General features: G+C 52.2%; 22 protein-coding genes. 3 read left to right on the forward strand and 19 right to left on the reverse strand.

What is annotated here, in order from left to right; genetic code table 11:
- From JL719_RS14340 to ccmA, 6 genes are read right to left on the reverse strand one after another with little or no spacing between them, the layout of a single operon-like run.
- Positions 1-1,938: a heme lyase CcmF/NrfE family subunit gene (locus JL719_RS14340; RefSeq protein WP_033158067.1), complete on the reverse strand. Its 1,938-nt coding sequence runs from the start codon at positions 1,936-1,938 to the stop codon at positions 1-3.
- Positions 1,935-2,369, reverse strand: coding sequence for a cytochrome c maturation protein CcmE (ccmE, locus tag JL719_RS14345; RefSeq protein ID WP_033158068.1), 435 nt, complete (start codon positions 2,367-2,369; stop codon positions 1,935-1,937). Before ccmE ends, JL719_RS14340 begins: the two co-directional genes overlap by 4 nt.
- A complete protein-coding gene (ccmD, locus tag JL719_RS14350; RefSeq protein ID WP_033158069.1) occupies positions 2,366-2,533 on the reverse strand; it encodes a heme exporter protein CcmD in 168 nt (55 codons plus the stop codon). The genes ccmE and ccmD overlap by 4 nt, the downstream gene beginning before the upstream one ends.
- Positions 2,530-3,291, reverse strand: coding sequence for a heme ABC transporter permease (locus JL719_RS14355; protein WP_033158070.1), 762 nt, complete (start codon positions 3,289-3,291; stop codon positions 2,530-2,532). Before JL719_RS14355 ends, ccmD begins: the two co-directional genes overlap by 4 nt.
- Complete coding sequence (gene ccmB / locus JL719_RS14360; RefSeq protein WP_033158071.1) at positions 3,291-3,965, reverse strand: heme exporter protein CcmB; 675 nt, start codon at positions 3,963-3,965, stop codon at positions 3,291-3,293. The genes JL719_RS14355 and ccmB overlap by 1 nt, the downstream gene beginning before the upstream one ends.
- Positions 3,956-4,588 (reverse strand): cytochrome c biogenesis heme-transporting ATPase CcmA, encoded by a 633-nt coding sequence (gene ccmA, locus JL719_RS14365; protein WP_033158072.1) that lies wholly within the window; start codon positions 4,586-4,588, stop codon positions 3,956-3,958. The genes ccmB and ccmA overlap by 10 nt, the downstream gene beginning before the upstream one ends.
- A 146-nt stretch (positions 4,589-4,734) precedes the next feature.
- On the opposite strand from ccmA, the gene purE reads away from it, so the two are divergent.
- The 3 genes from purE (at position 4,735) to ftsH (ending at position 8,237) form a co-directional block, all read left to right on the forward strand.
- Entirely contained in the window at positions 4,735-5,232 is a 498-nt protein-coding gene (gene purE / locus JL719_RS14370; RefSeq protein WP_033158073.1) for a 5-(carboxyamino)imidazole ribonucleotide mutase, read from the forward strand.
- The gene (locus JL719_RS14375) at positions 5,229-6,323 is read left to right on the forward strand and encodes a 5-(carboxyamino)imidazole ribonucleotide synthase (protein ID WP_033158074.1); all 1,095 of its coding nucleotides are present in this window, start codon (positions 5,229-5,231) and stop codon (positions 6,321-6,323) included. The genes purE and JL719_RS14375 overlap by 4 nt, the downstream gene beginning before the upstream one ends.
- Before the next feature lie 72 nt (positions 6,324-6,395).
- A complete protein-coding gene (ftsH, locus tag JL719_RS14380; protein WP_033158155.1) occupies positions 6,396-8,237 on the forward strand; it encodes an ATP-dependent zinc metalloprotease FtsH in 1,842 nt (613 codons plus the stop codon).
- A 32-nt stretch (positions 8,238-8,269) separates the two neighbouring features.
- Here ftsH and JL719_RS14385 read toward each other — a convergent pair whose 3' ends face one another.
- The 13 genes from JL719_RS14385 to JL719_RS14445 all read right to left on the reverse strand — a co-directional run bounded on the left by JL719_RS14385 (position 8,270) and on the right by JL719_RS14445 (position 22,370).
- Entirely contained in the window at positions 8,270-8,998 is a 729-nt protein-coding gene (locus JL719_RS14385) for an esterase family protein (RefSeq protein ID WP_033158075.1), read from the reverse strand.
- Between the two features lie 3 nt (positions 8,999-9,001).
- Positions 9,002-9,961, reverse strand: a complete 960-nt coding sequence (locus JL719_RS14390; protein ID WP_033158076.1) for an acetylxylan esterase — start codon at positions 9,959-9,961, stop codon at positions 9,002-9,004.
- 166 nt (positions 9,962-10,127) lie between these two features.
- The gene (locus tag JL719_RS14395) at positions 10,128-10,433 is read right to left on the reverse strand and encodes an integration host factor subunit beta (protein WP_084153381.1); all 306 of its coding nucleotides are present in this window, start codon (positions 10,431-10,433) and stop codon (positions 10,128-10,130) included.
- Between the two features lie 66 nt (positions 10,434-10,499).
- A complete protein-coding gene (rpsA, locus tag JL719_RS14400) occupies positions 10,500-12,161 on the reverse strand; it encodes a 30S ribosomal protein S1 (protein ID WP_033158077.1) in 1,662 nt (553 codons plus the stop codon).
- A 96-nt stretch (positions 12,162-12,257) separates the two neighbouring features.
- Positions 12,258-12,914, reverse strand: coding sequence for a (d)CMP kinase (gene cmk, locus JL719_RS14405; protein ID WP_033158078.1), 657 nt, complete (start codon positions 12,912-12,914; stop codon positions 12,258-12,260).
- 1 nt (position 12,915) lies between these two features.
- Positions 12,916-14,232 (reverse strand): 3-phosphoshikimate 1-carboxyvinyltransferase, encoded by a 1,317-nt coding sequence (gene aroA / locus JL719_RS14410; protein WP_033158079.1) that lies wholly within the window; start codon positions 14,230-14,232, stop codon positions 12,916-12,918.
- Between the two features lie 10 nt (positions 14,233-14,242).
- Positions 14,243-15,118: a prephenate dehydrogenase gene (locus JL719_RS14415; protein WP_033158080.1), complete on the reverse strand. Its 876-nt coding sequence runs from the start codon at positions 15,116-15,118 to the stop codon at positions 14,243-14,245.
- On the reverse strand, positions 15,111-16,214 hold the full coding sequence (hisC, locus tag JL719_RS14420) for a histidinol-phosphate transaminase (protein WP_033158081.1): 1,104 nt from the start codon (positions 16,212-16,214) through the stop codon (positions 15,111-15,113). The genes JL719_RS14415 and hisC overlap by 8 nt, the downstream gene beginning before the upstream one ends.
- A gap of 11 nt (positions 16,215-16,225) precedes the next feature.
- Positions 16,226-17,311 carry a prephenate dehydratase gene (gene pheA, locus JL719_RS14425; protein ID WP_033158082.1) on the reverse strand — a complete coding sequence of 362 codons (1,086 nt, stop codon included), beginning with the start codon at positions 17,309-17,311 and terminating at the stop codon, positions 16,226-16,228.
- A 10-nt stretch (positions 17,312-17,321) separates the two neighbouring features.
- Entirely contained in the window at positions 17,322-18,401 is a 1,080-nt protein-coding gene (serC, locus tag JL719_RS14430) for a 3-phosphoserine/phosphohydroxythreonine transaminase (RefSeq protein ID WP_033158083.1), read from the reverse strand.
- A 2-nt stretch (positions 18,402-18,403) separates the two neighbouring features.
- Complete coding sequence (gene gyrA, locus JL719_RS14435; protein ID WP_033158084.1) at positions 18,404-21,019, reverse strand: DNA gyrase subunit A; 2,616 nt, start codon at positions 21,017-21,019, stop codon at positions 18,404-18,406.
- Between the two features lie 126 nt (positions 21,020-21,145).
- Positions 21,146-21,865 carry a dienelactone hydrolase family protein gene (locus JL719_RS14440; protein ID WP_033158085.1) on the reverse strand — a complete coding sequence of 240 codons (720 nt, stop codon included), beginning with the start codon at positions 21,863-21,865 and terminating at the stop codon, positions 21,146-21,148.
- A 22-nt stretch (positions 21,866-21,887) separates the two neighbouring features.
- A complete protein-coding gene (locus tag JL719_RS14445; protein WP_033158086.1) occupies positions 21,888-22,370 on the reverse strand; it encodes a low molecular weight protein-tyrosine-phosphatase in 483 nt (160 codons plus the stop codon).
- Positions 22,371-22,444 lie beyond the last annotated feature (74 nt).

A 22,444-nucleotide genomic window follows, 5' to 3' on the forward strand; every position in this document is an offset into this window, starting at 1 on the left:
TTACGCGAGAGGCTTGTTAAGCAAACGATAGCGGCGGTCGCTGGCGGCAATAAGGCCACCCAGGGCCATGAACACCCCGCCCATCCAGATCCAACGAATGAAGGCTTTGTAGTAAACCCGCAAGCTCCAGGCGCCTTGTTTATCCAAAGGCTCACCCAAGGCCACGAATAGATCGCGGAACACACCGGCGTCGATAGCGGCTTCGGTCATCGGCATGGTTTGCACCCGGTACACCCGCTTTTGCGGCGATAACTCAGCAACAGTGGCACCGTCGTGGCTGACGGTCAGGTAGCCTTGTTCGGCGCGGTAATTGGGCCCTTCGGTGCTTTTCACGCCATGGAATTGGAAGACGTAACCGAACAAATCCAGGGTTTCCTCCGGCGCCAAACGTACATCGCGTTCGATGCTGTAGACCGAGGTAAAGGTAATCCCGATCACGAACACCGCGATGCCAAGATGCGCCAAAGTCATGCCGTAAAAACCGGCTGGAATTTGTTTCAGGCGCTCAATTGACCAGCTTTGCAGGCGTTGTTTGAACGCCAGGCCGGTGATCGCCAAAGTCCACAAAGCCAAGCCTGTGCCCAAGGCGGCGCCCCAGGAATAAAACGGCATCAACAGAGGTGTGAGTAACGCCAAGCCGATAGAAGCGGCAATCAGCCAGCGTACCCGTGAACCTAAGGCTTTCAAGTCATCGCTTTTCCAGCGCATCAACACGCCCAAGCCAACTACCAAGGCCAAAGGCGCCATCAGTGGAATGAAAACGGCATTGAAATACGGCGGGCCTACCGACAACTTACCCAAGCCCAGCGCGTCAACCACCAGCGGATACAGAGTGCCCAGTAAAATACTGGCGGCAGTGACGACCAGTAGCACATTGTTAATCAGCAACACCGATTCTTTGGAGACCAATTCAAAACGCGCGTGACTTTTTACTTGCGGCGCACGAATGGCGTACAACAGCAAGGAACCGCCGACCACCACACCGAGAAAAATCAAGATAAACAGGCCACGGGCAGGGTCGCTGGCGAAGGCGTGTACTGAGGTCAATACCCCGGAACGGACCAAAAAGGTGCCTAGCAAGCTCAAGGAAAACGCGAAAATCGCCAGTAATACAGTCCAGGTCTTGAACACCCCGCGTTTCTCGGTAGCCGCCAAGGAGTGAATCAAGGCGGTGCCGACCAGCCAAGGCATAAACGAAGCGTTTTCCACCGGATCCCAAAACCACCAGCCGCCCCAGCCCAATTCGTAATAAGCCCACCAACTGCCCAGCGTGATACCTATGGTCAAAAACATCCAGGCGATATTGGTCCAGGGCCGCGACCAGCGCGCCCAAGCCGCGTCCAGCCGTCCTTCCAGCAAAGCGGCGATGGAAAACGCGAATGCCACCGAGAAACCCACGTACCCCATGTATAGCATCGGCGGATGGATCGCCAAACCGGGATCTTGCAGCAAGGGATTTAAATCGCGGCCTTCGGCCGGAAACGGGAACAAGCGCTCGAAAGGGTTGGAAGTCAGCAATAAAAACAGGATGAAGCCGATGCTGACCAAGCCCATTACACCCAAAACCCGGGCGCGGGTGGCATCGGGGATATGCGCACTGAATGCCGCGACCAGCGCGGTCCAGATCGACAAAGTCAAAGCCCACAGCAACAAGGAACCTTCGTGCGCGCCCCACACCCCGGAAACCAGGTAGATCAGCGGCAACGCGGTATTGGAGTTTTGCGCGACATAAGCCACCGAAAAATCGTGGCTGATGAAGCTGGCGGTCAAACAGCCGTAAGCCACGCCCATGAACAGCAATTGCCCGAAGGCAGCGGGTCTGGCGACATGCACCCAACCGGTAATAGACTTTCCGGCGCCGAAAATAGGCAAGATGCCTTGTACAATTGCCATGCACAAGGCCAGAATCAAAGCGAAGTGGCCGATTTCCGGGATCATGGCTGCGCCGCCGGTTTTTTCAGGCTGCCGGCCACTTCGGGCGGCATGTAGTTTTCATCGTGTTTAGCCAGCACTTCTTCCGCCACGAACACGCCGCGGCCATCCAGCGCCCCCTTGGCGACGATGCCCTGCCCTTCCCTGAACAAATCCGGCAAGATGCCCGAATATTCCACCGTCACTTCCTTTTCGAAATCGCTGAGTTTAAAGCGCACCAATAAATCGGCGTTGGGCCGCTCCACGCTGCCTTTGACCACCATGCCGCCCAAGCGAAACTGCGAATTAGCTGGCGCCTTGCCGGACGCCACATCGCTGGTCGAGAAAAAATACATCAGATTTTCGTTAAAGGCTTTTAGCGCAAAGGTTGCGGCCAATCCCAGCACCGCCAACATTAAAACGATCAATATCAAACGCTGTTTTCGTATCGGTTTCATCGTGCTTGCGTGCGTTTTTGTTTAATGGTGAGTTGCCGCAGTAACTGCTTGCGTTGCAGCACCGGCCAAACGATGTTGACGATCAATACCAGCGCGGTCACGCCGTAAGCCGGCCAGACGTAAACGGCGTAACCGCCCATGTATAAAAAGCTTTCCCAGCTCATGCTTGTTTCTCCAGCAGCGCTTTCACCCATTGCGAGCTGGTTTCGCGCTTTAATAATTCCAGTTTTGCGGCCTGCAATACCGCGATCAAATAATAAAATTTGAAGGCCACTGCCATCAGCAACAGCGGCACCAGCATGCTGAGGTGAATGGAGGGCTTATCCATCTTGCTGACGGTCGGGCCTTGATGCAGAGTGTTCCACCATTCCACGGAATAATGGATGATAGGTACGTTGACGACACCCACCAACGCCAATATCGACACCGCCCGTGCCGCCGAGCGTTTATCCTCAATGGCGCCGTACAAACTGATCACCCCCAGATACTGAAACAACAGGATCAACTCGAAGGTCAAGCGCGCATCCCACACCCACCAGGTACCCCACATCGGTTTGCCCCACAAGGAGCCGGTCACCAAGGCTACGAAGGTAAAACCGGCGCCGATCGGCGCGCTGGCGATCAGCATCACCTCGGCCAGTTTCATGCGCCAGACCAGCGCAATCCCGCCCATCACCGCCATCAGCACGTAAATGAACAAGGACATCCAGGCCGCCGGCACATGGATATAAATGATCCGGTAACTGTCGCCCTGCTGATAATCGGTCGGAGCCCGATACAAGCCCAAATACAGGCCGGAAACCAACAAAATCAAAAAGATAATCGTCAACCAGGGAATGAACCGATCCGCCAAGGCATAAAAATGCGGCGGCGACGAGGTGCGGTGAAAAAACCGGCTAACCGGCGCAGGTATCCAAGACATCAATTAACACTCATTTTTAACGCGGCCGCTGTCGGCAGCGGCACCAATACCAGTGCCGACAACAACATGGCCAATAAGATATATAGTTGGGCGCCTACCGGCAAGCCGCTGGCGGCCCTATCGACAGCGCCACTAGCAAAGATCAACACCGGTACATACAAAGGCAATACCAATAAGGACAACAACATGCCGCCCCGGCGTAAACCGACCGTCAACGCCACGCCGATGGCGCCGATCAGGCTCAGCAGCGGAGTAGCTAAGATCAATGTCAGCCATAAAGTTCCCATCGCTTGCTGCGGTAAGCCCAAAAACACCGCCAGCAGAGGCGCCACCAATAACAAAGGCAAACCGGTCACCAGCCAGTGGGCGATGATCTTACCGAGCACCAATACCGATAAGGCATGCGGACTGAGCAGCATTTGCTCCAGCGAACCGTCCTCGAAATCGCTACGAAACAAACCATCCAGCGACAACAAGGCCGCCAACAAAGCCGACACCCATATCACGCCCGGCGCCATCGCTCGCAGCAGATTGGGTTGCGCGCCGACCGCCAGCGGGAACAAGGTCACCACCAGCACGAAAAAAAACAGCGGATTGGCCATTTCGGCGCGGCGCCGAAACGCCAGCAACAAATCGCGGCGAATGATCGCCCAAAAAGCCTGGATTATTGGCATGCTTGCAGATGAATGCGTTGCAGATTGAGATCGGCCATGCTGAGATCGTGATGGGAAGTCAAAACCGCCATGCCGCCTTGCTCGATGTGTTCGGCCATCAGCGATTCTATCAATTTGATGCCTTGCCTATCCAGCGAGGTAAAAGGTTCGTCGAGTATCCACAGCAAGTTATGCGTGATCAATAACCGAGCCAACGATAGCCGGCGCTTTTGGCCGGCCGACAAGGTATGTACCGGATTATCGTCAAAACCGGCCAGTTGCACCTTGTCCAAAGCTTGCTCGATGTCATATTTGCCTGCACTACCTAGTGCCAGCGCAAACTTCAAATTTTCCAGCACCGTCAATTCCTTTTTTGTACCATCGGCATGACCGACGTAAGCCATGTCATCGTAATAGCTGCTGTCGGCGATTTTGCTGCCGCACCAATAAATCTCGCCGGCATCGGCTTCCCTAAATCCGCACAGAATGCGCAACAACGAGGTCTTGCCGCTGCCGTTGGCACCTTCCAGCAGCAAGGTCTCGCCGGCGTGCAAACTGAAATTCAAATTGGAAAACAACAAGCGCTCATCGCGAAAACACGATAATTCACTGGCTTGCAGCGAAGCGTGTTGCGAGCTTTCCATTCATCCGTCCTGGGGTTGATCTGTTATGAGGGGCGCTATCTTATCATCAAGGCAGCCGGAGTTAGTAATTTGCCGACAGAGAAAATCTCCCCATTTATGCGATAATCGGGCTTGTTTCGACTGATCGCAAATACCGGAGATTTTGCATGACCGCATTGATAGGCATCATCATGGGTTCCACGTCCGATTGGGAAACCATGCAACATGCAGCGCAAACCTTAGAGCATCTTGATATTCCGCATGAAGTGGAAGTGGTTTCGGCCCATCGCACCCCCGACAAGTTGTTTCAGTATGCGGAAACCGCGGAAGGCAAAGGTTTGGAAGTCATCATCGCCGGTGCCGGCGGCGCTGCGCATTTGCCGGGCATGACCGCCGCGAAAACCGCTCTACCGGTACTGGGTGTGCCAGTGCAATCCAAAGCCTTGAACGGTATGGATTCTTTGTTATCCATCGTGCAAATGCCGGCCGGCATTCCGGTGGGCACCTTAGCCATCGGCAAAGCCGGCGCTATCAATGCCGCGTTGCTGGCCGCCGCGATTATCAGCAATAAACATCCGCAATACCGCCCCGCCCTGGATGCTTATCGGCAACAACAAACCGACAGCGTGATCGCCACCCCCGATCCGAGACAGGTGGCAGGATGAAAATTGGCATTTTAGGTGGCGGCCAGCTCGCCAGAATGATCGCATTGGCCGGTTATCCACTGGGCTTAAAATTCATCGTGCTCGATCCTGACGTCAACGCAGGCGCCGCCGGTTTAAGTGAACATTTGCTGGGCGCTTACGACGATCCTGACCTACTGGCGGAACTGGCCGAGAAAGCCGACATCGTGACTTACGAATTCGAAAACGTGCCGGCGCATGTCGCCGAATTCCTGTCCAGCCATACTACTGTATACCCGCCCGCGGGTGCGTTGGCCGTCGCCCAAGACAGATTACTGGAAAAGAATTTCTTCAAGGATTTAGGCATCCGCACCGCACCGTTCGCTCCTATCGATAGCCTGGCAGACTTGCAACAAGCCATGCCTGAAATCGCCTACCCAGCTATTCTGAAAAGCCGGCGCATGGGCTATGACGGCAAAGGCCAAGTGGTTATAAAATCGGCCGACGAACTAGAATCCGCCTGGCAAAGCATGCAAGGCGCCGCCTCCATCGTCGAAGGTTTCGTGCCGTTTCAACGCGAAGTATCTATTATCGCCGCTCGCAGCCCATCCGGCGAAATCGCTTACTATCCATTGTCTGAAAATCAGCATCGCGGTGGCATTCTGCGCGTGGCCGAATGCCGTGCCGACGATCCCGAACAGGCGATTGCGGAAAATTACGTCAGCCTGTTGCTGGAAAAACTGGATTATGTCGGCGTCATTGCTCTGGAGTTGTTCGATCTGAACGGCGAACTCCTAGCCAATGAATTTGCGCCGCGCGTGCATAACTCCGGACATTGGACCATAGAAGGCGCGGAAACCAGCCAATTCGAAAACCACTTGCGGGCCATTCTGGATTTGCCGCTGGGCTCAACCCAGCCACGCGGGTATGCGGGCATGGTGAACTTCATCGGTGGTCTGGCCGACGACGCGACACTGTTAAACATTCCCAACGCGCATTTGCATCTGTACGATAAAACACCGCGCAAAGGCCGAAAAGTCGCGCATGCAACGGTCAGAGCCGACGCGGAATCCACCTATCGCGAGGCCTTACAGCATTTGGCTAATTTAGCGCTGGCTGTAGACGAATCATGATCTCTTAGCTTGAATCCGGGCGGTTTTGGCACCCAAGCCAAAATCGCTCCGCAGAACATAGAGAACACAACCATGAAAAAAATTTTATTCTTATTGTTGATAATGGTCGGCATCGCCATCGCGGCATTTGTCATTTTTAATCCTGCCCCTGCCACCTACAAATCGCAAGGCGATATTCCTTATTCCAACTTCATCCAGGATGTGCGCGGCAAAATGGTAGCCGAAGTGGTGATCGACGGTAGAGCCATCAACGGTCTGAGGCATGACGGCACACGTTTTACCGCATATAGCCCTGGTGACATCACGGTGATAGACGATCTATTGCAGAACGGTGTGAAGATCATCGTGCAAAGACCGTTAACCCAATCGACATTCATGCAGGTGTTTTACTCCTGGGCACCGACCTTTTTGCTGATTGGCGTATTGATTTATTTCATGCGCAAACAACTGCTAGGCGCCGGCGCGCAAAACAATTTCGGTAAAAGCCGCGCCAAGTTGATGACGGAGAATCAGGTAAAAATCCGTTTCAGCGACGTTGCCGGCGTTGAGGAGGCCAAGCAGGACGTCGCTGAATTGGTCGATTTCCTGAAAGCACCCGGTAAATACGAGGCCCTGGGCGGTAAAATCCCCAGAGGCGTGCTAATGGTCGGCCCTCCCGGCACGGGTAAAACCTTGCTGGCCCGCGCGATTGCCGGCGAAGCCGGTGTACCTTTCTTCTCGATTTCCGGCTCTGACTTCGTGGAAATGTTTGTCGGCGTTGGCGCATCCAGAGTACGCGATTTATTCGTGCAAGCCAAAAAGCAGGCCCCGTGCATCATTTTTATCGACGAAATCGACGCAGTCGGTCGGCAGCGCAGCCCCGGCAATATGGGCGGCACGGAAGAGCGCGAGCAAACGCTGAATCAATTGCTGGTGGAGATGGACGGCTTTAGCGGCAACGAAGGCATCATCGTCATCGCCGCCACCAACCGCATCGATGTATTGGATAAAGCCTTGCTGCGCCCCGGACGGTTCGACAGGCAAGTGCAAGTCAGCCTGCCGGACATTAAAGGCCGCGAACAAATTCTAAGGGTACATTCCAGCCGGGTACCCTTAGCCGATGACGTCAATTTGAATGATCTGGCGCGCGGCACACCGGGCTTTTCCGGCGCCGAATTGGCTAATCTGATCAACGAAGGTGCATTGTTCGCCGCCCGCAACAATCAGCGGGAAATTACGATGAACGACCTGGATAAGGCTCGCGACAAAACCATCATGGGCGCGGAAAAGCGCACAATGATAATGAGCCGCGAAGACCTGCTGATGACCGCCTACCACGAAGCCGGACACGCCATCGTCGGCCGTTTGGTACCCGAGCACGATCCGGTTTACAAAGTCAGTATCATGCCGCGCGGCGGCGCGCTCGGCATTACCATGTTTTTGCCGGAGCGCGATGCATACAGCGCCAGCAAGGACAAATTGGAAGGCCAAATCTCCAGCCTGTTCGGCGGCCGAGCCGCGGAAGCACTGGTTTACGGTAAGAATAAAGTCACCACCGGCGCGAGCAACGACATCCAACGCGCCACCCAATTGGCCCGTAATATGGTCACCAAATGGGGGCTATCCGACAACCTGGGGCCGCTGGACTACGGCGATAACGAAGGCAGCTACTTGGGACCGCAAGCCAAACCCATGTCGGAACACATGGCGCGCTTGATTGATCGGGAGATCAGGTTAATTGTGGACAACAATTATCAACGGGCCGAAAACCTGCTGAAGGAAAATATCGATATTCTGCATAATATGGCGCAAGCCTTATTAGACTGGGAAACATTGGACAAACATCAGATAGATGAATTGATGCAAGGTCGAACCATCGCTCCGCCGACACCTGATGTAAAACAATCATTGGACACAGACACTCCAGAGCAGTAGCGCGCTTTTCTCATCAAGCAGAATAGAGTCTGTCAGATATACAGCGGGGCCATTCTGCGCCAGTAGTGGCCTTGATGCGCACGCCCTTCCCATTCGTATAAGGCATGGGGAATACCCTTGGCCGCTAATATGTGACTTAACTCGTGATTGTTCTGCAAAAACGGATCTTCCTTACCGATCACCAAAGTAATTTCCATTTGCTGCAAATGCTTTAATTGCGCTTGGCAATTCAGGTTGGGTAAAAAATGCGTTGGCGTATGAAAATAAACATGATCGTCATAGTAGCCGTCGAACAAATTTTTGAAACACTCTACTTCCAGCGTCAAATCGAAACGACCGGAGAAGGCTACTAATTTTCTGAACAAATGCGGGTGGCGGAAAGCAATATTGGCCGCATGATAACCGCCTAAACTACAGCCGTGCGCGATGACGCAGGGGTGTGGATTTTTCAAGGCCATGAACGGCATGATTTCGTTCAGTATGTAGTCTTCGAAAAACATGTGCCGCTGAATACGGTCTTTCGGCTTGCGCCAAAAGCAGTAAAAAGTTTCATGATCAATGCTGTCAACACAGTACAGTTGTATGTGTCCCGCTTCAATTTTATTGCGTAACCGTTCGACAATGCCGAGGTTCTCGTACTCGTAAAACCGGCCGTCGCGAGTAGGAAAAATCAGTACTTTGGCTCCGGCATGCCCGAAAACCAGGAATTCCATGTCGCGACCCAAGCGCGGGCTGTACCAGTGATGATATTCGCGATTCATAATCTAAAGCGACGATTCCCCGAAAAAACTTTGCAGCTCCGCAATCAGCTGCCGCTCCTGATCATGTTGGCGCGGATAATCAAAATGCCCCGCATCCAATATAAATAACTGTTTATCGCCGGCCCAAGCGTTGTAGATTGCAAATTGTCCGGGTGGCGCTACGACCGGATCGAATCGCGCGACGGCACCATGCAAGGGTTGCAATGCATAACGCGCAGAGACAGCGGCATCATAATAGGCTAATGTGTCAAACACATTATGGTGAGATTGACTGTAGGCTTTCAAAGCCGCGGCACTGCCACTGGTAGGCAAGCTTAAACGCAAAGGTTGGTTGCCGAAGGTGGGCACATTTAAGTGTACTCGCTTGATCCTGGCGTCCCAGGGCGCGGCCAGCGCTCCGATTCCGCCACCAAAGCTAATGCCCATGTAGCCGATCTTATCCACGCTTACTGGATAATGCTCAGCTAGAACGGATACAGCCAACCATAGATCTTCTACGCATCCGCCGATTACATAATGATTAGGATCATCAATGCCTTGCACGACATGTTGATTGGGTTGTTCCGGCAAACGCTCGCAGCGGCTGCGAGATATGCCGCGAAAACAAGGAAAAAGCAAGGCGGCACCCGGTATGTTCAGATGAAAGTCGGGTTGCTCTCTGCCACCGTAACCATGGCCAACCACTATGCTCCGAGTAATGGGTTGCGCATCCGGCTCAAGCAACCAGCCGGCTATCTGAAAATCATCGGTAGACCGATAGCTAACGTCATAAACCCGATAGCCTGCGCGCTGGCATTGGTAATTCAGAGAAAATTGCGGAGAGACCGTTAAGGCTTTTTGATATTTATCCTGCCAAAACCGACAGAAATCTGCAGGCTCTTGCGGTGCGGGAACACTTAACAGATCGTCGAGACTGTAGCCATAGCCAGGATCATAGCTGTAATAATGATCAAATAAGCTCACGGGCTACCGGCCTGATTAAATTCTAGCTAGATCCTGTATTAAGGGTCTATTTAGCAATGGGGCAAAATTTTAAGCGGCGGACACTGCCGCCACTAGAAAATCATCTAAAGTACAACACCATCCCTAACATGGGAGGGCGTCGCTATTGTTGGTTTACAAGCTATCGTCAATCGACGATTTTGTATTTTTCCCTGGAAGCATCAACCATATCCCGTAACTCCTTTCCCGGTTTAAAATGCGGCACATGCTTTTCTGTTAAGGACACTGAATCGCCGGTCTTGGGGTTACGTCCCAGTCGTGCAGAACGATGGTGTAACGAAAAACTGCCAAAACCTCTAATTTCTATCCTATCGCCACTTGCCAACGTATCGCTCAAGTGATCAACAACGCATCTAACTGCCAATTCAACATCTTTAAGCGCGAGATGAGGCTGTTTTCGTGCCAGCATCTCTATCAATTCTGATTTCGTCACATCCAGCCCTGAATAATCAAAAAAGGGTGACATGAGCTAGTCATGCCACCCTTGGAGATGGTTTTACTACTTGTCCATTTGTTTAAAGATATCGCCTAATGTGGCTGTGCCAGCATTTTGTGACGAGTAATCTTTAATAGCATTAGACTCTTCTTCGACATCTTTCGCTTTGATAGACAAAGAAATAGATTTAGTCTTTTTGTCGACACCGACAAATTTAGCTTCGATTTCTTCGCCTTCTTTCAACAAAGTACGCGCATCTTCGACGCGGTCACGTTGGATTTCGGAAGCGCGCAGATAGCCTTCAACGTTATCAGCCAAGGTCACCACTGCACCTTTAGCATCGATTTCCTTGATGACGCCTTTAACTAAGCTGCCTTTTTCATGCACGGCAATGTAGTTTTGGAAAGGATCTTGTTCGAGTTGTTTGATACCCAGGGAGATACGTTCGCGCTCGGAATCAACAGCCAGAATGACGGTTTCAACTTCGTCACCTTTTTTGTAATTGCGAATCGCTTCTTCGTCGTTCTCGTTCCAGGAAATATCGGACATGTGAACCAAACCGTCGATACCACCGTCCAGACCGATGAAGATACCGAAATCAGTGATGGATTTGATTTTGCCGGAGATTTTGTCGCCTTTGTTGTGCGTGGCGGCAAATTCATCCCAAGGGTTGGAACGGCATTGTTTCATGCCCAGTGAAATCCGACGACGTTCTTCGTCGATTTCCAGAACCATAACTTCAACTTCGTCGCCCAATTGCACGACTTTGGATGGATTGACGTTTTTGTTGGTCCAATCCATTTCGGAAACGTGTACCAAGCCTTCGACGCCTTCTTCGATTTCCACAAAGCAGCCGTAGTCGGTCAGGTTGTTGACCTTACCGAACACGCGAGTGCCGGCTGGGTAACGACGAGCAATGTTTTGCCATGGATCTTCATCCATTTGTTTCATGCCCAACGAGACGCGGGTTTTGTCTTTGTCGAATTTCAGGACTTTAACTTTAACTTCCTGACCAATTTCTACACACTCGGATGGGTGACGTACACGGCGCCATGCCATATCGGTAATGTGCAGCAAACCATCGACGCCGCCCAGATCGATAAACGCACCGTAATCGGTGAGGTTTTTAACGATACCGGTAACAATCGCGCCGTCTTGCAACGTTTTAACCAACTCTTCGCGTTCTGCGCTGTATTCGCTTTCGACGACCGCACGACGTGACAACACGACGTTGTTACGTTTTTGGTCGATTTTGATGACTTTAAATTCCAGATCGCGGTTTTCCAGGAAAGCGGTATCGCGTATAGGACGAACGTCAACCAGAGAGCCTGGCAAGAAGGCGCGCAACGCACCGACTGCAACAGTGAAACCGCCACGTACTTTGCCGTTGATACGGCCGACGATGGTTTCTTGTGTTTCAAAGGCTTTTTCCAGTTCCGCCCAAGCTTTACTTTTCTTGGCTTTATCACGGGAAAGAAGAGTGGCGCCCAGGCCATCTTCAAATAAATCGAGAGCAACCTCAATTTCGTCGCCTACGTTGACCTCTAGGTCGCCGTCGGCGTTCAGAAATTGCCATTTAGGAATGACCCCTTCTGATTTGGCTTGTGTGCTGACGATAACAAATTCATTTTCGATATCAACAACTGTGCCAATTAGCATTGCGCCAGGACGCATTTCGGTCTTGGCATAACTCTCTTCAAACAACTCTGCAAAGCTTTCGCCCATCTCTACTTTCCCAAACTTGCTAAGACTCAAGCAAGCTTTCTCTTCTCTGAAATTAAAATAAAGTCATCGACAACAATTCGATAACCACCAATAGCCTTAATCGACTAAATTTACTACCTGATCAATCACTTGTTGAATAGTCAAACTAGATGAATCGATAAAATGTGCACCTTCCGGTACGGTGAGCGGAGCTGTAGCTCGCTGCTGATCGCGAAAATCGCGTTCTTCTATTTCCCGAGTGATTTGGGGAAGGTTAGCATCAATTCCCTTTTCAATCAACTGTTTATATCTTCTCAGCGCTCTTTCCTCCGCGCTGGCGGTTAAATAAACCTTGATATTGGCGTCCTGAAATACGACGCTACCCATGTCTCGACCATCGGCGACCAAGCCCGGAAGCCTTTGAAAATCCTTTTGTTTTTGCAATAACACTGCCCTTACTTCCGGATAAGCGGCAATGATGGACGCAGTATTGCCGGTGGTTTCGGAGCCAAGTTGGCTAGTAATATCGGCGCCATCAAGCTTAACGATCAACTGTTCGCCACAATCGAATTCTAACGACATAGCTTCAGCGACTCGGCAAATAGCGGTTACGTCCGATAACTCGACACTGGATTTTAAGACTGCTACAGCCAACGAGCGGTAAATCGAGCCACTATCCAGATAATTCCAGCCCAAAAGTTTCGCGACGGCGCGGCTGACCGTGCCTTTACCTGCGCCACTGGGACCATCTATCGTCAATACGGGTACTTGCATCTTAAAAACTCGTTAATGCCAAACCCAGTTTGGTAGCCAAATCGCGGAACTCCGGAAATGATGTATTCACGTTCGCACAATCCCTGATGGTGATCGGGCCGTTGGCGCGCAAACCGGCAATCGAAAAGGACATAGCGATACGGTGATCGCCATGCGATTCCACTTCCCCAGTGCCAATGTGACCGCCGCCGTTAATCACCATACCATCTTTGGTTGGCTGCGCATCGACACCGAGAATTTGCAAACCGTCAGCCATCACTTGAATCCGGTCGGATTCCTTGACTCGTAATTCTTCGGCGCCAGTCAATACGGTTTGGCCTTCCGCACAAGCAGCGGCCACGAACAAGACTGGAAACTCGTCGATGGCCAGCGGCACCAAATGCTCGGGGATGTTGATGCCTTTCAACTGTGCCGAACGCACACGCAAATCGGCTACGGGTTCACCGCCGACTTCTCTCTCGTTCAATACTTCGATATTCGCCCCCATCAGGCGCAAAATATCGATCACGCCGGTACGTGTCGGATTGATGCCGACGTGACGCAAGGTCACATCCGAATCAGGCGCAATACTGGCACCGACCAGAAAGAACGCCGCCGAGGAAATATCGCTGGGTACATCAATGCGCGCGGCAGTCAATTTGCCTTGATTGGTAATACGGGCTGTGCTGCCTTCGCGGATGACTGGATAACCAAATCCGTTCAACATCCGCTCGGTATGGTCGCGGGTCGGCGCTGGTTCGGTGACGCTGGTTTCACCTTCGGCATACATGCCCGCCAACAGCAAACAGGATTTGACCTGAGCGCTGGCGATAGGCATATCGTAATGAATGCCTTGCAATTTTCCGGCCTTGCCTTTGATATGCAGCGGCGCGGTGCCGTTTTCCTGGGTAACAATCTCGGCGCCCATCAGCGCCAACGGCACGGTGACGCGCTTCATCGGCCGCGATTCCAGCGACTTATCGCCAGTCAACACCACATCGAACGGCTGACCTGCCAACAGACCACTCAGCAGTCGCATTGAAGTACCGGAGTTGCCCAAATACAAAGGTTTCTCCGGCGCTTGCAAACCGTGCTTGCCAACGCCGTGTATCGTCACTTCGCCATTGACCGGCCCTTCGATTTTTACACCCATGGCCCGGAAAGCTTCCAAGGTAGAAATGGCATCTTCCGCGTTTAAAAAACCGGTGACGTGGGTGACACCTTCCGCCAGTGAACCCAGCATAATCGAACGGTGCGACATGGACTTATCACCCGGCACACGGATTTCGCCGCGCAAACTGCCGCCCGGCTGTACTTGAAAAGTAATGGTTTGTGACATGTTAATCTTCTTAGTCTTCTTGTTGATCGAGAAAACGCTGCCGGGCATTTCTGGCATACGTAAAGGTTTCGAACAATTGCGCAGACTTATCCTCAACCAGCAATTGTTCTATTTTGCTTAATTCCGCTTGAAACTGGCGAATCAAGGGCACGATTTCCTGCTTATTGGCCAGACAGATGTCCTGCCACATGGTCGGGTCGCTGGAGGCGATGCGACTGAAATCCCTGAAACCGCCGGCGGCATATTTGAATATCTCGCGCTGTTCGTCCTTGCGCCCCAACAAACCAACCAAGGCAAAGGCTAGGATATGCGGCAAGTGGCTAGTGGCAGCCAGCACGGTATCATGATGTTCTACCGACATCACCGAAACGCTGGAGCCGATCTTTTCCCAAAATGTATGGATTTTCGCCAGCGCCAGCTTATCGGTGCCTTCTAGCGGCGTCAGGATCAGGCGGCGATTGACAAACAAATCGACGGTCGAAGCATCCACACCGCTGCGCTCGGCGCCGGCAATCGGGTGCGCAGGCACAAAATTGCTGGGTACGGTACCGAAAACTTCCGCCAATGCGGAAACCACGCTGCCCTTGGTGCTGCCTGCATCGCTGTAAATAGCATTCGAGTTCCAGTGCGGTTTAATTTGTTCGAAAATAGCCTTCATGCTACCGACCGGCGTGGCGACGATTACGCAATCGGTATTTTGCAATGCCGCAGCTATGTCGGTGTAAAACTGGTCGATGACACCGAGTTGCTTCGCCAATTGCATATTCGGCAGATTTTTCTCGCGGCCGTAGGCAACGACTTCACGACATAAGCCTTGGGCGCGCGCGGCCCTGGCAATAGAACCGCCGATCAAACCGATGCCGATGATGCACAGGCGGTTAAACACCGCTCAGCACCTCGCGCAACGCTTTTATGAATATGGCGTTTTCACGTTCCGTGCCGATACTGACACGCAGGTGGTTAGGCATTTCGTAATTGGCAACCGGCCTTACGATTACGCCCTTGCGCAGCAAGGCCTCGTAAATCGGCAAAGCCGGTTGTTTCACATCCACGGAAACGAAATTGCCGGACGAGGGAATCCAGGGTAAATCCAATTCCTTAAAAACATCAGTCAGTTGCGTCATACCGGCGTTGTTAAGAGCCACGGTCTGATTCAGGTAATCTGTGTCCCCCAGCGCGGCTTCCGCTGCGGCTAATGCCAGCATGCTGCAATTGAAAGGTTGGCGCACTCTGTTCAACAGATCGGCGATGTCAGGGGAGGAAATCCCGTAACCGATACGCAACCCCGCCAAGCCGTAGGCCTTGGAGAACGTGCGGGCAATAATCAGATTCGGATAACGATTCGGCCAAGCCAACGATTCGGTTCGCACGGCAGGATCGACAAACTCGTAATAAGCCTCGTCTAAGACGCACAGCACATGCGCTGGCAAATCAGCGATAAAGCTTTCCAGTTCGTTTTTATTCAGCAAAGTACCGGTTGGATTGTTGGGATTGGCAATAAACACGACTCGGGTTTTTGGACCGACTTGCGCCCGCATTGCCGCCAAATCATGCCCGTAATTTTTAGCCGGCACCACTTTGGCTTTGGCGCCGACGGCTTGCGTCAGAATTGGATATAACGCGAATGCGTGCTGGGAAAACACTACTTCCAGTTCCGGCGTAACGAAAGTCCGCATCACCAATTCCAGAATCTCGCTGGAACCGTTACCCAGGGTAATTTGCTCGGGCGCCACATTTAATTTGGCCGACAATTCGGCTTTCAATGTAAAACCGCTGCCGTCGGGATAACGGGTTAATTCGGGCAAGGTTGCTTGAATAGCCGCCGCGACTTTGGCGCCGGTGCCCAATGGATTTTCGTTGGAAGCCAGCTTGATGACTTCTGCGATACCCAGCTCGCGCTGCAATTCATCCACCGGTTTACCGGGCACATAAGGCACCAGCTGTTGAACGCCGGCAGTAGCAAGTTCTAAAAATTTGTTCATCGAATTAAAGATTAAATGACGGCTTTTGGATAAGAGCCGAGGATTTTCAACATTTTGACGTTGTTTTGCAGGGTTTCCAGAGCTTTGGCGACATCGGGATCGTCGCGATGACCATCGATATCGATAAAAAACACGTATTCCCACAAGCCCTGCCGCGATGGCCTGGACTCGATATGCGCCATGCTGATGCCGTATTCGGCAAACGGCCCCAAAATCTTATGCAAGGCGCCGGCTTGATTGCCGGTGGACACCAAAATGGATGTTTTATCCAGCCCGGTGGATGCCGGCTGCTGTTTGCCGATGACGATAAAGCGTGTGGTATTGTTGGATTCATCCTCGATGTGTTGCTCGATGATGTTCAACTCATACAATTCGGCCGCCATCAGACCGGCTATCGCGGCTTTATTGTGGTCCAAAGACGCCAGCCTGGCGGCTTCGGCATTACTGCTGACCGCCGTGCAGGGCACACCCGGCAAATAGCTATTCAGCCATTGCCGACACTGCGCCAAGGATTGTTGATGCGAATAGACTTCGTTAATCGCCGCCAACGTGTCCATTTTACCGAGTAGGTTTTGATGCACCCGGATTTCGACTTCGCCGCAAATTTGCAAGGACGTGGTCATAAAACGGTCCAGCGTATGCGCAATTACGCCTTCGGTGGAATTTTCCACAGGCACCACGCCGAATTGACAATGACCGGTTTCCACCGCCAAAAAAATCTCCGGTATTGTCGCCACCGGAATGCCCTTCACGGCGTGACCGAAATGTTTGAAGGTTGCTTGCTGGGTAAAGGTGCCAACCGGCCCCAAAAACGCCACTTCCAAGGGTTTTTCCAAAGCCAAACAAGCCGACATCAATTCCCGGAACAAATGCACCGAAGCATCGTCACTCAATGGACCCGGATTCAGCTCCTTGATTTTGCGCAACACCTGAGCTTCGCGATCAGCACGGTAAAAACTACCGGTTTCGCCTTCGGCCATTTTGGTTCTGGCTACTTCAATAGCGCACTCCGCCCGCCGATTGATCAACTGCAATATTTGCTGATCAATCGCGTCGATACGTTCGCGCAGCTCCGATAAAGGAATAATCGCCGTCATTTTGGATTGCTTAGTGAGTACGTTCGAACTCGGCCATGAAATCGATCAAGGCATCGACCCCGGCTTCCGGCATAGCATTGTAAATACTGGCGCGCATGCCACCGACGGAACGGTGGCCTGCGAGCGTGCTAAGGCCGTTTTTCTCGGCCAAGACCAAAAACTCTTTATCCAGCGCCGCATCCGCCAACACGAAGGGCACGTTCATTCGGGAGCGGTAGTCTTTCACCACCGGATTGCTGTAAAGGCTGGATTCATCGATAACTTGGTAAAGCTTGCCGGCTTTACGAATATTATGCTGCTCAATGGCCGCGATACCCCCTTGCTGTTTCAGCCATTGCAACACCAACCCCAACAGATACCAGTTATAGGTGGCAGGCGTATTCAACATGGAGTCGGCTTTTGCCTGTTGCTGGTAGTCGAACACAGCCGGCACGGTTTTTGGTGCCAAGCCGACTAAATCATCGCGAACGATAACCACGGTCACGCCGGAAGGCCCCATATTTTTCTGAGTACCCGCATAAATAATGCCGTAGCGACTGACATCGACCGGACGCGACAAAATGTTCGAAGACATATCGCACACTAAGGGCAAATCCCCTGCGTCGGGAACTTCGGAAAATTCCACGCCGTGAATGGTTTCGTTAGAGGTGTAGTGCAGATAAGCGGCGTCTTTATCGATATTCCAGGTATCGAGCGCTGGAATAGTAGTAAATTTTTCGGCTTCCGAGGTGGCAGCAAGCTGTACTTCGCAATATTTACCGGCTTCTTTGATAGCACTGGTAGACCAGGCTCCAGTGTTCACGTAATTGGCCTTGGTTTTGCCGTTCAGAATGTTTTGCGGGATCATTGCAAATTGCGCGCTGGCACCGCCTTGCAGAAACAGGACCTTGTAGTTGGCCGGAATGGCGAGCAATTCGATCAAATCATTTTTCATCGCTTCGGCGATGGCCATGAAATGCTTACCGCGGTGGCTCATTTCCATCACCGACATGCCGCTATCTTGCCAATTCAACATCTCTTGTTGAGCTTGCACCAGTACCGATTCCGGCAACATGGACGGACCGGCGCTAAAGTTGTAAATCCTTGCCATCGTTACTCCTCTTCTCCGCCTTGTTCGGCGCTGTCTGTTTCCACCACATCAACATCGTTTTCGTCGATATCGCCGTCCACATCGTCTTCATCGCCCAGACCATCGATACAATCAACGCCAACGACTCTTTCGCCCTTATCCAGACGAATGACGGTAACACCTTGAGTATTTCTGCCGACGATGGAAATTTCCTTAACCCGTGTCCGCACCAGCGTACCGCCGTCAGTGATCAACATGATCTCGTCAGTATCGTTAACCAATACCGCGCCGACTACCGCACCATTCCTCTCGGAGGTTTGAATCGCGATTAAGCCCTGTCCGCCGCGCCTATGCTGGGTAAACTCTTCCAGCTTAGTGCGTTTGCCGTAACCGTTTTCGGTGATATTCAACACCGTGCCTTCGCTGGCGATGATTAAGGATATGACTTTTTGGCCTTCCTGCAGACGGATACCGCGTACGCCGGTAGCGGTCCTGCCCATGGAGCGCACATCGGTTTCGTTGAAGCACACGGCCTTGCCATCACTGCTGAACAACAACACGTTTTGCTGCCCGTCGGTAATCGCCACGCCCACTAAAGTGTCGTTTTCGTTTAGATCGATAGCGATTTTGCCGTTACTGCGCTGGCGTTCGAACTCGGGCAACGGGGTTTTCTTCACGGTACCCGATGATGTGGCCATGAAAATGTATTTATCCGCACTGTACTCACGGACCGGCAACATCGCATTGATCTTCTCGCCTTCTTCCAACGGCAACAGATTTACAAACGGCTTGCCGCGCGATGCCCGGCTGGCGACCGGCAGATTAAACACCCGTAACCAATAGACTTTACCCGCCGAAGAGAAGCACAGAATCGTATCGTGAGTATTAGCGATGATTAGTTTTTCGACGAAATCGTTTTCCTTCGTTGCAGTCGCCGACTTACCGCGGCCGCCGCGGCGCTGAGCTTTGTAATCGCTGAGCGGCTGCGTTTTCACGTAACCCTCGTGCGACATCGTCACCACCATATCTTCTTCGGTAATCAGGTCTTCAGCGGACAGATTTGAATAATCCTGGACGATTTCGGTGCGGCGGGTATCGCCGTATTGAGTTTTGATCTCTTCCAGCTCTTCGCGAATTACTTCCATCAAGCGCACATCGCTACCCAAAATATGCAGATATTCGTCGATCAGTTCCAGCAGCTGCTTGTATTCGTTGACGATTTTTTCTTGTTCCAAGCCGGTCAAGCGATGCAGACGCAAATCCAAAATAGCCTGCGCCTGATTTTCGGATAAGCGGTAAGAGCCGTCTACCAAGCCAAATTCGATAGACAAATCGTCCGGCCGCGAACGATCCGCATCGGCTCTATCCAGCAAGGACGCAACCAAACCGGCATTCCAGGTCTGCGCTAGCAGGCCGACTTTGGCTTCTTGCGGGCTGGGCGAGGATTTGATCAGCTCAATCATCTCGTCGATATTAGCCAATGCAACCGCCAAACCTTCCAGAATATGCGCCCTCTCCCGTGCCTTGCGCAGGTTATAAATGGTTCTGCGGGTAACGATCTCGCGACGGTGATCGACAAACGCCGCCAGAATCTCTTTCAGATTCATCAAATGTGGACGGCCGTCGTACAGCGCCACCATATTGATACCAAATACGGTCTGCATTTGGGTTTGTTTGTACAGATTATTCAGCACCACGTCCGGCACTTCACCACGACGCAGTTCAATCACCATGCGCATGCCGTCCTTATCGGATTCGTCGCGCAGGCCCGATATACCGTCTAACTTACCTTCTTTAACCAGTTCGGCGATTTTTTCCAGCAAGCGGGCTTTGTTAACCTGATAGGGTAGCTCGGTGGTGATGATGGCTTGGCGACCGCTATCGCCAATGTCTTCAAAATGGCTGCGGCCACGCAGGTAAATCCGGCCACGACCGGTGGCATACGCTTCAAAAATACCGGAGGCGCCATTGATGATCCCTGCGGTCGGAAAATCCGGTCCCGGCACAATTTGCATTAATTCAGGAATCGTCAGATCGGGGTTTTCGATCAAGGCCAGGCAGGCGCTGATAATCTCACCCAGATTATGTGGAGGAATATTAGTGGCCATACCGACCGCGATGCCGGCAGAGCCATTGACTAACAGAGTAGGCACCCGAGTCGGCATCACAGTGGGTTCAGATTCCGATTCGTCGTAGTTGGCAACGAAGTCCACGGTTTCCTTATCCAGGTCCGCGAGTAATTCATGGGCGATTTTGGCCATTCGCACTTCGGTATACCGCATCGCCGCCGGCGAATCACCGTCCACCGAACCGAAGTTGCCTTGACCATCGATTAACATGTAGCGCAAGGAAAACGGCTGCGCCATCCGCACCATGGTGTCGTAAACCGCTGTATCACCATGCGGATGGTATTTACCGATCACGTCACCGACGATACGCGCCGACTTTTTATAAGGTTTGTTCCAGTCGTTTCCGAGCTCGTTCATCGCGTAAAGGACGCGACGGTGCACCGGCTTGAGGCCGTCTCTGACATCGGGGAGTGCCCTGCCGACGATGACGCTCATGGCGTAATCGAGGTAGGATTGTTTCATCTCGTCTTCGAGATTGACGGGGATAATTTCTTTAGCGAAGTCTGACATGGGTCCGTGGTTCCAGTGCAGTCGAAAGCTTATCGATCGACGGGTTAGCCTGAAGCATCAATTCCATTTAAGCATGGCTAACAGGTTTATAAAGCAGTCGATTATAGCAAACGCCACCCTCTGCCGTCAGGCAAAAATCTCGCTCAAAAAGTTTTGCATCGCCTGCCAAGACCGGCGATCAGCAACCGGCTGATAAACGGTACCAAAATCAGGATTATTAGCCACCGGGTTGGTAAAGGCGTGCATCGTATGCCCGTAGCTATGCAACTGCCAGTCCGCACCAGCCTTGGTTAATTCGTCTTGTAAGGCAAGCACTTGCTCAGCGGAGGCCATAGGGTCGTCATAGCCATGCAACACCAGTACCTTCGCCTTGATTTGAGGGTTCGGGATATTTTCAGGCGCACCGAGCAATCCATGAAACGACACTACTCCACGCATATCCACACCGGTCCGCGCCAAATCCAGCGCGCATAAACCACCAAAACAAAAGCCTATCGCCGCAATCCTGGCGTTGTCGGCCCAAGGCATCAGCTTGACTGTGGATAGTGCTGCCTGTAAGCGCTGTTGCAATTTCGCCCTATCTTGTATGAAGGGTTGCATCAATTTGGCGTTTTGTTCGGGCGTCTTACCTAGGACGCCTTTGCCGTACATATCGGTAGCGAACGCCAAGTAACCCAATTCCGCCAACTTGAAGGCCTTGTCAGCCACAAACTGGTCTCGCCCACCCCAAGCATGATGGATCAACACCACCGGTCTCTGACCGACAATCGCATCGTCGTAAGCAAAAAAACCTTCCAGCACCGTGTCGCGATCCAGGTAACTGACCGTATTCGAGATTATCGCCATGAGCTTTTTCCTACCCCGTTAATTACAGATCGCCCGTTTGTTGCAATGCCTGCAAAAATCCCGCCGATGCCTCTTCGACCATATCCAGCACCCGCTCAAAACCATAACTACCACCGTAGTAAGGGTCTGGCACTTCGCGTTGATTCAAGTGCGGTGCATAATCGAGAAAATGGCGAATTTTATGACTCAAATCAATCGGACAGGCTTCTTTTAGTACGGCGTGATTTTCGTCGTCCATGACCAGAATGTGATCGAACGCTTCGAAATCTGCGGACACAACTTTGCGCGCCCGCAGATGTTTCAATTCAATCCCCCTGTCGCGAGCGGCTTTTTGCGCGCGCAGATCGGGCGCATCGCCAACATGGTAGGCATGGGTACCGGCTGAATCTATTTGAAAGCGCTCCGCCAGGTTTCTTGTAGACACTAAATGAGAGAAAACGCCTTCTGCGGTGGGCGATCGACAGATGTTACCCATACACACAAACAAAACCTTGATTTTCCGCATAGTTGTTAAGTTTTTAGAATAGTTGACGCTAAATTGTAAGCTATACTCGGTTGGCATGTCTTCAGGGCGGTACT

The organism is Methylomonas sp. LW13 (assembly GCF_016865255.1).
Lineage (GTDB): Bacteria > Pseudomonadota > Gammaproteobacteria > Methylococcales > Methylomonadaceae > Methylomonas.

Bases quoted from the DNA above. Each gene is read 5' to 3' on its own strand.
- hisC (WP_033158081.1), bottom strand. From the start codon at position 16,214: ATGAACAAATTTTTAGAACTTGCTACTGCCGGCGTTCAACAGCTGGTG.
- aroA (WP_033158079.1), bottom strand. From the start codon at position 14,232: ATGTCACAAACCATTACTTTTCAAGTACAGCCGGGCGGCAGTTTGCGC.
- ccmD (WP_033158069.1), bottom strand. From the start codon at position 2,533: ATGAGCTGGGAAAGCTTTTTATACATGGGCGGTTACGCCGTTTACGTC.
- JL719_RS14445 (WP_033158086.1), bottom strand. From the start codon at position 22,370: ATGCGGAAAATCAAGGTTTTGTTTGTGTGTATGGGTAACATCTGTCGA.
- JL719_RS14355 (WP_033158070.1), bottom strand. From the start codon at position 3,291: ATGTCTTGGATACCTGCGCCGGTTAGCCGGTTTTTTCACCGCACCTCG.
- ccmE (WP_033158068.1), bottom strand. From the start codon at position 2,369: ATGAAACCGATACGAAAACAGCGTTTGATATTGATCGTTTTAATGTTG.
- ccmA (WP_033158072.1), bottom strand. From the start codon at position 4,588: ATGGAAAGCTCGCAACACGCTTCGCTGCAAGCCAGTGAATTATCGTGT.
- gyrA (WP_033158084.1), bottom strand. From the start codon at position 21,019: ATGTCAGACTTCGCTAAAGAAATTATCCCCGTCAATCTCGAAGACGAG.
- cmk (WP_033158078.1), bottom strand. From the start codon at position 12,914: ATGCAAGTACCCGTATTGACGATAGATGGTCCCAGTGGCGCAGGTAAA.
- JL719_RS14440 (WP_033158085.1), bottom strand. From the start codon at position 21,865: ATGGCGATAATCTCGAATACGGTCAGTTACCTGGATCGCGACACGGTG.
- pheA (WP_033158082.1), bottom strand. From the start codon at position 17,311: ATGACGGCGATTATTCCTTTATCGGAGCTGCGCGAACGTATCGACGCG.
- ccmB (WP_033158071.1), bottom strand. From the start codon at position 3,965: ATGCCAATAATCCAGGCTTTTTGGGCGATCATTCGCCGCGATTTGTTG.
- JL719_RS14340 (WP_033158067.1), bottom strand. From the start codon at position 1,938: ATGATCCCGGAAATCGGCCACTTCGCTTTGATTCTGGCCTTGTGCATG.
- serC (WP_033158083.1), bottom strand. From the start codon at position 18,401: ATGGCAAGGATTTACAACTTTAGCGCCGGTCCGTCCATGTTGCCGGAA.
- JL719_RS14375 (WP_033158074.1), top strand. From the start codon at position 5,229: ATGAAAATTGGCATTTTAGGTGGCGGCCAGCTCGCCAGAATGATCGCA.
- ftsH (WP_033158155.1), top strand. From the start codon at position 6,396: ATGAAAAAAATTTTATTCTTATTGTTGATAATGGTCGGCATCGCCATC.
- purE (WP_033158073.1), top strand. From the start codon at position 4,735: ATGACCGCATTGATAGGCATCATCATGGGTTCCACGTCCGATTGGGAA.
- rpsA (WP_033158077.1), bottom strand. From the start codon at position 12,161: ATGGGCGAAAGCTTTGCAGAGTTGTTTGAAGAGAGTTATGCCAAGACC.
- JL719_RS14385 (WP_033158075.1), bottom strand. From the start codon at position 8,998: ATGAATCGCGAATATCATCACTGGTACAGCCCGCGCTTGGGTCGCGAC.